This is a genomic window from Streptomyces sp. cg36 (genome assembly GCF_041080675.1).
Classification (GTDB): domain Bacteria; phylum Actinomycetota; class Actinomycetes; order Streptomycetales; family Streptomycetaceae; genus Streptomyces.
Map to the genome: position 1 here is coordinate 5,542,784 of NZ_CP163520.1, position 12,305 is coordinate 5,555,088.

A 12,305-nucleotide genomic window follows, 5' to 3' on the forward strand; every position below is an offset into this window, starting at 1 on the left:
CCGTCCCGTCCACCCCCGTTCGAACACAGGTTGACGCATGCGTACCGCACAGTGACCGTATGACACATGCGACTGTCCGGCCCCCGGCAGGCGTGGCACCTTCGTTGCCACGCCACCGAGGGGGGAAGCGATGGACAAGCGGTACGAGGTCTTCTGCCTGGCGGACAGGCATTTCTACGAGACTCCGGACCGCTTGTCGTCGTCCACGACCGGGCAGCCGGCAGCGCTCTTCGAGGCGGCCCAGCGCCCGGTCCCCGAGGGGTGGCGCACCTCCCTCTCCGGGGACTGGCTCCACTTCACCCCGGTCGACGAGGACGGCCGGCCGCGTCCGGGCCTCCCCCGCCAGGGCTGGAAGATCCACGTCTCGGCGTGTCTGGACAACGCCGAGAAGACGGCGGCCCAGGTGTGGGAGTACTGCGTCCCCAGAGCGGTCCCGTTCAAGTTCGTACCGGGAAGACCGGCGCTGCACCTGCGCAACTCCAAGTACGCGGGGCGCGGTTCCAGCGGCAAGTTCGCCACCCTCTACCCGGCGGACGAGGCCGAGCTGGAGCGGATCCTGGGCGAGCTGGGCGAGCTGCTCGAAGGCGAGCCCGGCCCCTACATCCTCACCGATCTGCGCTGGAGGTCCGGCCCGCTGTACGTACGGTACGGGGCCTTCGTCGAGCGGCACTGCGTCGGTGAGGGCGGCGCCCTGGTGCCCGCGATCGAGGACGGGCGGGGGGTGCTCGTCCCCGACCGCCGCGACCCCGCGTTCCAGGTGCCGGAGTGGGTGACGCTCCCCGAGTTCCTGCGGCCCCAGCTGGAGGCCCGCAACGCGACGACCGTCACCGACCTGCCGTACGCCATCGAGCGGGCGCTGCACTTCTCCAACGGCGGCGGGGTGTACGCCGGAACGGACACCCGCGACGGCAGCAAGGTCGTGCTGAAGGAGGCCCGCCCCTACGCCGGGCTCGCCGCCGACGGCAGCGACGCGGTGACCCGCCTGGAGCGCGAGAAGGCCGCGCTGGAACGCCTCTGTGGACTCGGGGTCGCCCCCGAGGTGCGCGACTGGTTCGTGCTCGGCGAGCACCGCTTCCTGGTGATGGAATTCCTGGAGGGGCGCACGCTCAACTCCTTCTTCGCCACGCGCCACCCGCTGATCACCGTCGATCCCGACCCGGACGAGGTGGCCGCGTACACGAGTTGGGCGCTCGGGGTGCACCGGTCGGTGGAGCGGGCCGTGGCGGCGGTGCACTCGCGCGGCCTGGTCTGCAACGACCTGCACATGTTCAACATGATGGTGGCGCCCGAGGAGGACGGCGGCGCTCCCGTGGTGCGGCTGCTCGACTTCGAGGCCGCCGTACCGGCCGACGACTACCGGGGTCAGGCCATGGCCCACCCCGGGTTCATCGCCCCGCGCGACCGCACCGGGTTCGACGTCGACCGGTACGCCCTGGCCTGTCTGCGGCTCGCCCTGTTCGTCCCGATGACCACGCTGCTCGTGGTGGACCCGGAGAAGGCGGCGCACCTGGCCGAGGTCGCGGCGAGCCAGTTCCCCGACGCGCCGAAAGGTTTCTTCGAGGAGGCGGTACAGGTCATCCGGGGCGCCGGCGCACCACCGGCGACGCCCTACCTGCCGTGCGGGCCGCGCGAATGGCCCGCCGCCCGGGAATCCATGGCCGCCGCGATCCTCGCCTCCGCCACCCCCGAGCGCGACGACCGGCTCTTCCCCGGAGACATCTCCCAGTTCGCCAAGGGCGGCGGCCTCTCCTTCGCGTACGGCGCGGCCGGGGTGCTCTACGCCCTGGACACCACCGGCTGCGGACGGTACGGGGAAGGCGAGGAGTGGCTGCTGCGCCACACCGCCGAACCGGCCGCCGGAACCCCTCCCGGCTTCTACGACGGGCTCAGCGGCGTCGCCTACGTCCTGGACCGGCTCGGCCACACCGAGCGCGCCCTGGCCCTCGTCGACCGGATCCTCGACGAGAAGTGGCAGCAGCTCGGCCCCGGGCTCCACGACGGCCTCGCCGGACTCGGCCTCGCCCTGGACTCGCTCGGCCGCACCACCGGCGAGAGCGACCTGCGCGAACGGGCCCTGGAGGCCGCCTGGCTGCTCGCCAAGCCGTCGGACGCCGAACCGGCCGACAGGCCGCCCCGCGCCGGACTCCTGCACGGCGCGACCGGCCCGGCCCTGCTCTTCCTGCGGCTGTACGAGCACACCCACGACCCCGCGCTGCTCGACCACGCCGCCGCGTTCCTCCGCCGCGACCTCGCGCGCTGCGGGCGCGACCGCAGCGGCGCCCTCCAGGTGAACGAGACCGTGCGGACCATGCCCTACCTGGGCGCGGGCAGCGTCGGCATCGGGATGGTGCTGGACGACTACCTCGCCCACCGCCACGACGAGGAGTTCGCCGAGGCGCGGGCCGCGATCCTGCCCGTCGCCCAGTCGCGCTACTACGCCCAGCCCGGACTCTTCAGCGGCCGTGCCGGCATGGTCCTGCACCTGGCCCGCACCCGCGCCCCGCGCGACCGGCTGGACGAACAGACCTCCGCGCTCGCCTGGTACGCCGTGCCCTACCAGGGCCACCTGGCCTTTCCCGGCGACCAGATGATGCGGCTCTCCATGGACCTGGCGACCGGCACGGCCGGCTGCCTGCTCGCCCTGGGCGCCCTGCCCGGCGCGACGGGCCGCCGCCACCGGCCCGCCGGTCTGCCCTTCCTGCCGCCGCTTCCGGCGGCCCCCAGATCGGCCCCCGAGTCAGGGGCTGGACGGAGAACACCCGTCCCCACGGAAAGATCAACCGAAGTCTGAAAGGGAGATCACGATGAGCGTTCTCGACCTGCAGAAGATGGAACTTCCCGAGCGCACCCACGGTGGCGGTGGCGGCGGCGGTGGCGGCGACGAGAGCAGCGCCAGCCTGCTCCTGTGTGACACGAACAGCCACGGCAGCGTCCTTCTCTGCCTCTGAACCAGCACGGCACAGCTGAACTGAACACGTTTGTGTGACGCTGCCCCGGGCGGTCTGCTCGCCGCCCGGGGCACGCGCGCCTTCCGGAGGGCACATGGCCCAGCGCCCCTTTCTGCGTGAGACCGTCCGGCGCGGCGCGGCCCCCGCCGCCCTCGTCCTGCTGCTGACCACCGCCCTCGCCGCGGCCTCCCTCGCCCTGCCCTGGGCCCTGGGCCGCACCCTCGACCTGCTGCTCGGCGACGACCGGGCCGCCGCCGGACCCTGGCTGGCGCTCTGCGCGACCCTCACCGGCGCCTGTGTCGTCCTGGGCGCCCTGGACGGCCTGGTCACCGCGACCGCCAACGCCCGCACCACCGCCCGGATACGGGACCGGGTGCTGGGCCACGTCCTGGCCGCCGGGCCGCGCGCCGGACTCGCCGAGGGCGACCTGGTGGCCCGGCTCGTCGGCAACGCCGCCCAGGCCGGGCCCGTGCCCGCCACCCTCGCCGCGATCCTCGCCGCCGTGCTCACCCCGGTCGGCGGTCTGGTGGCGCTCGCCCTCACCGACGGATGGACCGCGCTGGCGCTGGTCGCCGGGCTGCCCCTGCTCGTCCTGCTCCTGAAGGTGTTCGTCCGGGCCTCCGGCGACATCAGCGCCGCCTATCTGCGCGCCCAGGGCGAGATCGCCGGACGGCTCGCCGAGGCGGTGGAGGGCGCCCGCACCATCACCGCCGCCGGGACCGCCGAGCGCGACGCCGCCCGGATCCTCGCCCCGCTGCCCGAACTCTCCCGCCAGGGCCACCGCATGTGGGCGGTCACCGGCCGCTCCACCGCGCAGGCCGCCGCCCTGCTGCCGCTGCTCCAGCTCGTGGTGCTCGCGGTCGCCGGGCTGCGGCTCGCCGACGGCGCGCTCACCGTGGGCGGACTGCTCGCCGCCTGGCGGTACGCGGTGCTGGCCACCGGCACCGGAGTGCTGGTCGGGCTGCTCAACTCCCTGGTGCGCGGGCGCACCGCCGCCGACCGGCTGGCCGAGGCGCTGGACGTGCCGGTCATGACGTACGGGAACCGCCGACTTCCGCACGGAGAAGGAGCGTTGGAGCTCCGCTCGGTCTCCTCGGGGCCGCTGAGCGACATCGACCTGTATGTGCCCGGCGGGGCGGTGGCCGCCGTCGTGGGGCGCTCCGGCTCCGGCAAGTCGGCGCTGGCCGCCGTCGCGGGGCGGCTCACCGACCCCGAGCGCGGCACGGTCCTGGTGGACGGCGTCCCCCTGCCCGAGCTGGCCCGGGACGCGCTGCGCCGCGAGGTCGGCCACGCCTTCGCCCGCCCGGCGCTGCTCGGCGGCACGGTCGGCGCCACCATCGCCTTCGGCGCGCACCGGCCCGGCCCCGAGGCGGTCGCGGAGGCGGCGCGGGCGGCCTGCGCCGACGACTTCGTCCGCAGGCTGCCGCTCGGGTACGCGACGGCGTGCGCCGAGGCGCCGATGTCCGGCGGGGAGGCCCAACGGCTCGGCCTGGCAAGGGCGTTCGCGCACTCCGGCAGGCTGCTGATCCTGGACGACGCCACCTCGAGCCTGGACTCGGCGACCGAGCTCAAGGTGGAGCGGGCCCTGCTGGAGGGGCGGACCCCGGGCACCCGGCTGATCGTCGCCCACCGGGTGCGCACGGCGGCCCGCGCCGATCTGGTGGTCTGGCTGGACGGCGGCCGGGTCCGGGCGCTCGCCCCGCACGCCGAACTGTGGCGCCTGCCCGAGTACCGCGCGGTGTTCGCGGAGGAGCCCGAGGCGCCGGAAGCGGCGCGGACGGCGCCGGACTCCCGGGAGCCGGGCGATGGTTGAGCGGCTGCTGCGGTTCGTGCGCCCCCGCCGGCGGGCGCTGCTGAGGCTCGCGCTGTGGTCCGCCCTGGAGGCGGGCGAGACGTTCCTGCTCGGCTACGCGCTCGCGCGGGCGCTCGACCGGGGCTTCCTCGCGGGCGACACCCGCGTCGGGCTCGGCTGGCTGGGGCTGGCGGCGGCGGGCGTGGTGGCCGGGGCGTACGGCACCGGGCGGGTGTACCGGGCGGTCGCCGCGCTGATCGAGCCGGTCCGCGACGACCTGGTGCGCGGTGTGGTGCGCCGGGCGCTGCGGGAGCCGGACGGGGCGGCGCTGTCCCGGCTGACCCACCAGGTGGAGATCGCGCGCGACACGCTCGCGGGGCTGGTGATGGTCTCGCGCACCTTCGCCGTCACGGCGGTGGGCGCGCTGATCGGGCTGTTCTCGCTGGCGCCGGTGCTGCTGCCGGTGGTGGCGGTGCCGCTGGCCGCCGGGCTCGCCCTGTTCCTCGCCACCCTGCGCCCGCTCGCGCGGCGCCAGGAGGAGTTCCTGGCCGCCGACGAGGCGCTCGCCGCCGAACTCGGCCTGGTGGTGGGCGGGTTGCGGGACATCACGGCCGCCGGGGCGCAGGACCTGGTGGCGGACGGGGTGCGCGAACGCGTCGACGCCGAGTTCCGCGCCTCGCGGGCGCTGGCCCGCTGGGGCGTGCTGCGCACCCTCGCGGCGGGCGTCGGCGGCCGGGCCACCGTGGTGCTGCTGCTCGTGATGGCGCCCTGGCTGCTGGACCACGGGGTCACCGCGGGCGCGTTCGTGGGGGCGCTCGCCTATCTCACCCAGTCCCTGATCCCGGCCCTCCAGTCGCTGATGCAGGGCCTGGGCACCTCGGGGGCCCGGCTGTTCGTGGTGCTGCGGCGGCTGCGGGACCCGGGAGGACCGACACCGGCCCCGGACGCGGAGACGAGCACGGCGGCGCCCCCGGGCATCGAGCCGGCCCCCGCCGCAGCCGCCGATGCGGGCCGGGTCCCCGTCGCAGACGCGGCCGTGGCCCCCGGCCCGCATCCGGCCGCCGCCCACGCGGGCCCGGCCCCCACCGGAGCCCCGGCCCCCGCCCCCGCGGTCCGGCTGCGCGGTGTCACCTTCGCGTACGGGCCCACCGCGGCCCCCGTGGTCGACGGGCTCGACCTCGTCGTGCCGCACGGCGGGCACCTCGCGGTCGTCGGGCCGAGCGGGATCGGCAAGTCGACGCTGGCCGAACTGATGGCCGGGGTGCGGGTGCCGGGCGCCGGAGAAGTCGTGCGCGGGTGCGCCCGGGTGCTCGTACCGCAGCAGGCGTACGTCTTCACGGACAGCGTCCGCGCCAACCTCGGCCATCTGTGCCCGGGCGCACCGCCCGCCGACGACGTGCTGCTCGCGGCGTGCGAGGCGGTCGGCGCCCTCGCGCTGGTCGAGCGGCTCGGCGGGCTGGACGCGACGGTGGCCCCCGCCGAACTGTCGGCGGGGGAGCGGCAGTTGGTGGCGCTGGCCCGCGCGTACACCGCTCCGGCCCCGCTGGTGCTGCTCGACGAGGCGACCTGCCACCTCGACCCGGCCGCCGAGGCGCGGGCCGAGCGCGCCTTCGCGCGGCGGCCCGGCACGACGCTGGTGGTGGTGGCGCACCGGACCGGTTCGGCGCGCCGGGCCGGCCGGGTGCTGGTGATGAACGGCACCGCAGTGGAGCACGGCACGCACGACGGTCTCCTCCAACGGTCCGCGTTCTACCGGGAGTTGACCGGATCACACCCATCCCTCGCCCTGCGAGATGCGGATGGCGTCGACGCGGTTGCGCGCGCCGGTCTTGCGGGTGATCGCCGCCATGTAGTTGCGCACGGTCCCGTTGGACAGGTGCAGGCTGTGCGCGATGTCCGCGATGGAGGCGCCCTCGGCGGCGAGTGAGAGCACGCTCAGTTCCCGGCGGGTCAGCGGCATCTCGGCCGCCCGCAGGAAGCCGCAGCCCAGCGAGTCGTCGACGGACCGCTGGCCTGCGGCGGCCCGTCTTATCGCGGAGACGAGGCGCTCCGGCGTGGCGTCCTTGTCGACATAGCCGAGCGCGTGCGCCTCCACGGCCTGGCGCAGCGGCCCGGGCCGGTTGGCGCTGGCGAGCACGACGAGCCGCGCACCCCGCGACCCGTTGTGCCGGCTCTGTAACTCTCCCAGCGGCGCTATTCCGTACGAGTCGGAACAGTCCAGGTCCACGGCGCACACATCCGGCCGCAGCACCCGCGCCCGGGCGGGTGCGCTGCGCCAGGGCGCGTGATGGACCTCGAGGCCGGGTTCCCGGCCCAGACGGTCGGCCAGCGCCGACCGCATCAGACATGCATCGTGCACGAGAAGTACCCGGATCACGTTTCAGCCCCCTCCAGCTCCCCGCCTACCGGTTGCCTTCCTTCGGCACGCGAAACATTTCTATCCGCGGGCGGGGGGACGGGAAGCCGGATTATCGGCCACGGGGTGGCACGGGGGCGCGCACGGCGCACGGGGTGGGCGCGGAGCGGTTGTGCCCGCCGCACGTGCGCGCCGGGCGCAGAACCGGCACCGTCGGCGGTCGTGCCCCCGGACCGGGCCGGTTTCGGCTCCCGTGCGGCGGCGCCGGGCGAGGGGAGAGGGCCGTGGGGCGTGGCGGGCCCCGCAACCCTCAGACCGCGGAGCCGTGCCGGGCCGTGGAGCCGTCCGGCGCCGTGAGGTCGATCAGCCGGCACACCGTCTCGATGTCGATCTTCACCTGGGCGATCGAGGCCCGCCCCGACAGCCAGGTGATCAGGGCCGAGTGCCAGGTGTGCTCGATGACCCGGACCGCCGAGAGCTGCTGCGGAGTGGGGTGGTCCAGGCCCATCGCGTCCAGGATGATCGCGGTGGTCTGCCGGGAGACGGTGTCCACCTCGGGGCTGACCGAGCGGTCGGCGAAGGTGAGGGCGCGCACCATCGCGTCGGCGAGGTGCGGCTCGCGCTGGAGCGCGCGGAAGGCCCGCATCAGCGTCTGGGCGACCCGGTCGGCGGCGCTCTCGCCGGACGGCGGGTGTTTGCGCAGGGTGCCGTGCAGGTGCTGGAGCTGGTCCTGCATGGTGGCGACCAGCAGATGGATCTTGGACGGGAAGTAGCGGTAGAGCGTGCCGAGCGCGACGCCCGCGGCCTCCGCCACCTCGCGCATCTGGACCGCGTCGAAGCCGCCGCGGCTGGCCAGCTGGGCGCTGGCGTGCAGGATGCGGCGGCGCCGGGCCTCCTGGCGCTCGGTCAGAGCGGGGGACGCCGGAATGGCTGCTTTTGCTTCCGCGGTCATATGTCCCGTTCCGTGGTCCGTTTCCCGGTGTTCCCCGTGCCGTCGGCGGCCCGTTTCCGGTGGCACAGCATGGCAGGGGCTCCGGTGGTGGCGCGAATCACCTGATCCGGCCCTCACAGGGGTGCTACCTGCCGGTAGATTCGAAGCTCCTTGAGAGATCAAGAAGGATCAAGTCTGGAACTTGTTCTAGATTAGCGCGAGCGGTTACGCTCCGGCGAAACGCAGCGATGAAGGGGCCGCGAGTGACCGCAGAGGCCATGGAGGCAAGCCCCCGCGCAGGGGGGCGGGCCGGAGCGGGTGAAGGCCCGCTGCGGATCGCGCTCCTCACGTACAAGGGCAATCCGTTCTGCGGCGGCCAGGGCGTGTACGTGCGCCACCTCTCCCGCGAACTGGCCCGCCTGGGACACCGCGTCGAGGTCATCGGCGCCCAGCCGTACCCCGTCCTGGACGAGGGCGTGCCGCTCACCGAGCTCGCCAGCCTGGACCTGTACCGCTCGCCCGACCCGTTCCGCACGCCCAAGAAGGACGAGTACCGGGACTGGGTCGACGCCCTTGAGGTCGCCACCATGTGGACCGGCGGGTTCCCCGAGCCGCTGACCTTCTCGCTGCGGGCCCGGCGCCACCTCGCCGCCCGCCGGGGCGAGTTCGACGTCGTCCACGACAACCAGACGCTCGGCTACGGCCTGCTCGGCGACCTCGGCGCCCCGCTCGTCACCACCATCCACCACCCCATCACGGTCGACCGGCAGCTGGAGCTGGACGCCGCCCAGGACTGGAAGCGCCGCTCCTCGGTGCGCCGCTGGTACGGGTTCACACGGATGCAGAAGCGCGTGGCGCGCAGGCTGCCGTCCGTGCTCACCGTCTCCGGCTCCTCCCAGCGCGAGATCGTCGAGCACCTCGGGGTGCGCGAGGACCGCATCCGCGTGGTGCACATCGGCGCCGACACCGACCTGTGGTCGCCGGACCCGTCGGTGGCCGAGGTGCCCGGCCGGATCGTCACCACCTCCAGCGCGGACGTACCGCTCAAGGGCCTGGTCTTCCTGGTCGAGGCGCTCGCCAAGGTGCGCGCCGAGCACCCCGAGGCGCATCTGGTCGTCGTCGGCAAGCGCGCCGAGGACGGCCCGGTCGCCCGGGCCATCGAGAAGTACGGGCTGGACGGCGCGGTCCGCTTCGTCAAGGGCATCAGCGACGCCGAGCTCGTCGACCTCGTACGGTCCGCGCAGATCAGCTGTGTGCCCTCGCTGTACGAGGGGTTCTCGCTGCCCGCCGCCGAGGCGATGGCGACGGGGACCCCGCTGGTCGCGACCACCGGCGGGGCCATCCCCGAGGTGGCCGGTCCCGACGGCGAGACGTGTCTGGCGGTGCCGCCGGGCGAACCGCAGGCGCTGGCCGCCGCGCTGGTACGCCTCCTCGGCGACCCGGAGCTGCGCGTACGGCTCGGAGCGGCCGGGCGGCAGCGGGTGCTCGACCGGTTCACCTGGGCGCGGGCGGCCGAGGGCACCGCGGAGCTGTACCGCTCCGCGATCGCGGCGAAGGGCCGCTCCGCGGCCGGAAAGCGCCTTCCGTGACCCGTTTCCGGCGGGCCCGCGACCGCTCCGCGGCCCCACCGGCGCGGCACCCCGAACCGCCGCGCCCGCAGCCCTCGCGCCGCTCCGCGCCCTGTGCCCCCGGCCGCTCCGCGGCCCCGTGGGGGTGCGCCCACCCCCACGCCCCCGCAAGCTACGACCCTCGCGAAAGCAGGCATCCGTGCTGACCGTCGACTTCTCCCGCTTCCCGCTCGCCCCGGGCGACCGCGTGCTCGACCTGGGCTGCGGCGCGGGGCGGCACGCCTTCGAGTGCTACCGGCGCGGTGCGCGGGTCGTGGCGCTCGACCAGAACGGCGAGGAGATCCGCGAGGTCGCCAAGTGGTTCGCGGCGATGAAGGAGGCCGGGGAGGCGCCCGAGGGGGCGACCGCCACGGCGATGGAGGGCGACGCGCTCAACCTGCCGTTCCCCGACGAGTCCTTCGACGTCGTGATCATCTCCGAGGTCATGGAGCACATCCCGGACGACAAGGGCGTGCTCGCCGAGATGGTCCGCGTCCTCAAGCCGGGCGGCCGGATCGCGGTCACCGTGCCGCGCTACGGGCCGGAGAAGGTCTGCTGGGCGCTGTCCGACGCCTACCACGAGGTCGAGGGCGGCCACATCCGCATCTACAAGGCGGACGAGCTGCTCGCCAAGATGCGCGAGGCGGGCCTCAAGCCGTACGGCCGGCACCACGCGCACGCGCTGCACTCGCCGTACTGGTGGCTCAAGTGCGCCTTCGGGGTCGACAACGACAAGGCGCTGCCGGTGCGGGCGTACCACAAGCTCCTGGTCTGGGACATCATGAAGAAGCCGCTGGTCACGCGGCTCGCCGAGCAGGCGCTCAACCCGGTCGTGGGCAAGAGCTTCGTGGCGTACGCGACCAAGCCGCACCTGGTCCCGCTGGAAGGGGCCGACGCCAAGTGACCTCACCGGAGCGGACCGAACACCTGGTCCTGCCGGGGGTGCTCACCGCCGCGCAGGCCGCCGCCACGGTGGCCGGCATCCTGGCCGTGCAGCGCGAGGACGGCGCCATACCGTGGTTCCGCGGCCACCACCTGGACCCGTGGGACCACACCGAGGCCGCCATGGCGCTGGACGCGGCGGGCGAGCACGCCGCCGCGGCGCGCGCCTACGAGTGGCTGGCCCGGCACCAGAACGACGACGGGTCCTGGTACGCGGCCTACCACGACGGCGACTTCGCGCGGATCACCGACCGGGGCCGGGAGACCAACTTCGTCGCGTACGTGGCGGTCGGCGTCTGGCACCACTACCTGGCCACCGGCGACGACACCTTCCTCGACCGGATGTGGCCGGTGGTGTACGCGGCGGTCGAGTTCGTGCTGCGGCTCCAGCAGCCCGGCGGGCAGATCGGCTGGAAGCGCGAGGAGGACGGCACGGCCGTCACCGACGCCCTGCTGACCGGCAGCTCCTCCATCCACCAGGCGCTGCGGTGCGCGCTGGCCATCGCCGAGCAGCGCGAGGAGCCGCAGCCGGACTGGGAGCTGGCGACGGGCGCGCTGGCGCACGCGGTGGCCCGCCATCCCGAGCGCTTCCTGGACAAGTCCCGCTACTCGATGGACTGGTACTACCCGGTCCTCGGCGGCGCGGTGACCGGCGCGGCGGCCAAGGAGCGCATCGAGGAGCACTGGGACGCCTTCGTGGTGCCCGGGCTCGGGGTGCGCTGTGTGCTGCCGAACCCGTGGGTGACCGGCGGCGAGAGCTGTGAACTGGCGCTCGCGCTCTGGGTGATGGGCGAGTCGGACCGCGCCCTGGAGATCCTCCAGTCCATCCAGCACCTGCGGGCCGGGGACGGCCTGTACTGGACGGGCTACGTCTTCGAGGGCCACCGGGCGGTGTGGCCGGAGGAGCTCACCACGTGGACGGCGGGGTCCCTGCTTTTGGCGGTCGCGGCGCTGGGCGGCGACGAGGCGACGACGGCGGTGTTCGCCGGGGAGCGCCTGCCCCGGGGCCTCGCACCGGAGTGCTGCGGCTAGGGTCCGGGGGGCGCGCAGCCGCGCCAGGGGACCCGAACGGCCCTGTCCGGGTCGCCGGGTGCCGCCGCACGGGTGACGCTGCCGGGGAGGCAGAAACCTACCCGGAGGTCCATCGTGCCCAGTACGCTCCCCTTCCGCCGCATAGTGGTGGCGGTCGTCCTGTCCTGCGCCGTCCTGGTCTCGACGACCGCCTGCGGAGGCGAAACCAAGAGCGCCCGCAACAGCCTGACCGCGGCCGAGGCCGCGATCTCCCCGTCGGCGACGGCCTCGGCCGAGCGCCAGCGGCTCGCCAAGACCCGGTTCGTCGCCAACGCGGGTCTCGCGGCGGGCGCCGCCTACCAGTGGATCGTGAAGCCGTTCAAGGCGGGCAAGTTCAAGAAGGGCACCAAGGGCCGGACGTTCGCCCTGGTCAAGGCCGGTCTGGCCGGAGCCTTCACCTACAACCGGCTGAAGGCGGCGGTGAACAACGCCAAGGGCGACCCGCTGCTCTCCAAGGCCGTCGCCCCCCTCGGCTCCGGCATCGAGTCGCTGAAGAACCTGGGCGGCAAGCTGCGCAAGGGCGACGCCACGGACGCGGACGTGAACATGTTCGAGAAGGTCATCGGCGGCGTCAAGGACGCGGGCAAGAGCGCGGGCGCCGAGGTCAAGGACCAGGTGCCGTCGGCCTCGCAGCTCAGCGGCGGCTGACCGCCCGCGC

General features: G+C 74.4%; 9 protein-coding genes and 1 pseudogene. 8 read left to right on the forward strand and 2 right to left on the reverse strand.

All coding sequences use genetic code 11. The annotated features are described in order from the left end of the window. The first annotated feature begins 130 nt into the window (after positions 1-130). From lanKC to AB5J87_RS24535, 4 genes are all read left to right on the forward strand, one after another. Positions 131-2,791 (forward strand): class III lanthionine synthetase LanKC, encoded by a 2,661-nt coding sequence (lanKC, locus tag AB5J87_RS24520; RefSeq protein ID WP_369379319.1) that lies wholly within the window; start codon positions 131-133, stop codon positions 2,789-2,791. Between the two features lie 13 nt (positions 2,792-2,804). Beyond that, positions 2,805-2,948: a SapB/AmfS family lanthipeptide gene (locus AB5J87_RS24525; RefSeq protein WP_369379320.1), complete on the forward strand. Its 144-nt coding sequence runs from the start codon at positions 2,805-2,807 to the stop codon at positions 2,946-2,948. Between the two features lie 94 nt (positions 2,949-3,042). Continuing rightward, the gene (locus AB5J87_RS24530; protein WP_369379322.1) at positions 3,043-4,761 is read left to right on the forward strand and encodes an ATP-binding cassette domain-containing protein; all 1,719 of its coding nucleotides are present in this window, start codon (positions 3,043-3,045) and stop codon (positions 4,759-4,761) included. Beyond that, the gene (locus AB5J87_RS24535; protein ID WP_369379323.1) at positions 4,754-6,667 is read left to right on the forward strand and encodes an ATP-binding cassette domain-containing protein; all 1,914 of its coding nucleotides are present in this window, start codon (positions 4,754-4,756) and stop codon (positions 6,665-6,667) included. The genes AB5J87_RS24530 and AB5J87_RS24535 overlap by 8 nt, the downstream gene beginning before the upstream one ends. Here the strand turns inward: AB5J87_RS24535 and AB5J87_RS24540 are convergent. Next, positions 6,593-7,117 (reverse strand): annotated as a pseudogene (locus tag AB5J87_RS24540) (LuxR C-terminal-related transcriptional regulator); the annotation flags it as partial. The gene AB5J87_RS24535 and the pseudogene AB5J87_RS24540 sit on opposite strands and share 75 nt — an antisense overlap. 289 nt (positions 7,118-7,406) lie before the next feature. Continuing rightward, positions 7,407-8,048: a TetR family transcriptional regulator gene (locus tag AB5J87_RS24545; RefSeq protein ID WP_369379324.1), complete on the reverse strand. Its 642-nt coding sequence runs from the start codon at positions 8,046-8,048 to the stop codon at positions 7,407-7,409. A gap of 242 nt (positions 8,049-8,290) precedes the next feature. Here AB5J87_RS24545 and AB5J87_RS24550 point away from each other — a divergent pair, with 242 nt between their 5' ends. The 4 genes from AB5J87_RS24550 (at position 8,291) to AB5J87_RS24565 (ending at position 12,295) form a co-directional block, all read left to right on the forward strand. After that, on the forward strand, positions 8,291-9,616 hold the full coding sequence (locus tag AB5J87_RS24550) for a glycosyltransferase family 4 protein (RefSeq protein WP_369379326.1): 1,326 nt from the start codon (positions 8,291-8,293) through the stop codon (positions 9,614-9,616). A 178-nt stretch (positions 9,617-9,794) separates the two neighbouring features. Further along, positions 9,795-10,538 (forward strand): class I SAM-dependent methyltransferase, encoded by a 744-nt coding sequence (locus tag AB5J87_RS24555; RefSeq protein WP_369379327.1) that lies wholly within the window; start codon positions 9,795-9,797, stop codon positions 10,536-10,538. Continuing rightward, positions 10,535-11,608 carry a prenyltransferase gene (locus tag AB5J87_RS24560; protein ID WP_369379328.1) on the forward strand — a complete coding sequence of 358 codons (1,074 nt, stop codon included), beginning with the start codon at positions 10,535-10,537 and terminating at the stop codon, positions 11,606-11,608. The genes AB5J87_RS24555 and AB5J87_RS24560 overlap by 4 nt, the downstream gene beginning before the upstream one ends. 114 nt (positions 11,609-11,722) lie before the next feature. After that, positions 11,723-12,295 (forward strand): hypothetical protein, encoded by a 573-nt coding sequence (locus tag AB5J87_RS24565; RefSeq protein WP_369379330.1) that lies wholly within the window; start codon positions 11,723-11,725, stop codon positions 12,293-12,295. Positions 12,296-12,305 lie beyond the last annotated feature (10 nt).

What these genes read in the sequence shown, in the direction of transcription:
- AB5J87_RS24545 (WP_369379324.1), bottom strand. Translation starts at nt 8,048, where the DNA reads ATGACCGCGGAAGCAAAAGCAGCCATTCCGGCGTCCCCCGCTCTGACC.
- AB5J87_RS24530 (WP_369379322.1), top strand. Translation starts at nt 3,043, where the DNA reads ATGGCCCAGCGCCCCTTTCTGCGTGAGACCGTCCGGCGCGGCGCGGCC.
- AB5J87_RS24535 (WP_369379323.1), top strand. Translation starts at nt 4,754, where the DNA reads ATGGTTGAGCGGCTGCTGCGGTTCGTGCGCCCCCGCCGGCGGGCGCTG.
- AB5J87_RS24525 (WP_369379320.1), top strand. Translation starts at nt 2,805, where the DNA reads ATGAGCGTTCTCGACCTGCAGAAGATGGAACTTCCCGAGCGCACCCAC.
- lanKC (WP_369379319.1), top strand. Translation starts at nt 131, where the DNA reads ATGGACAAGCGGTACGAGGTCTTCTGCCTGGCGGACAGGCATTTCTAC.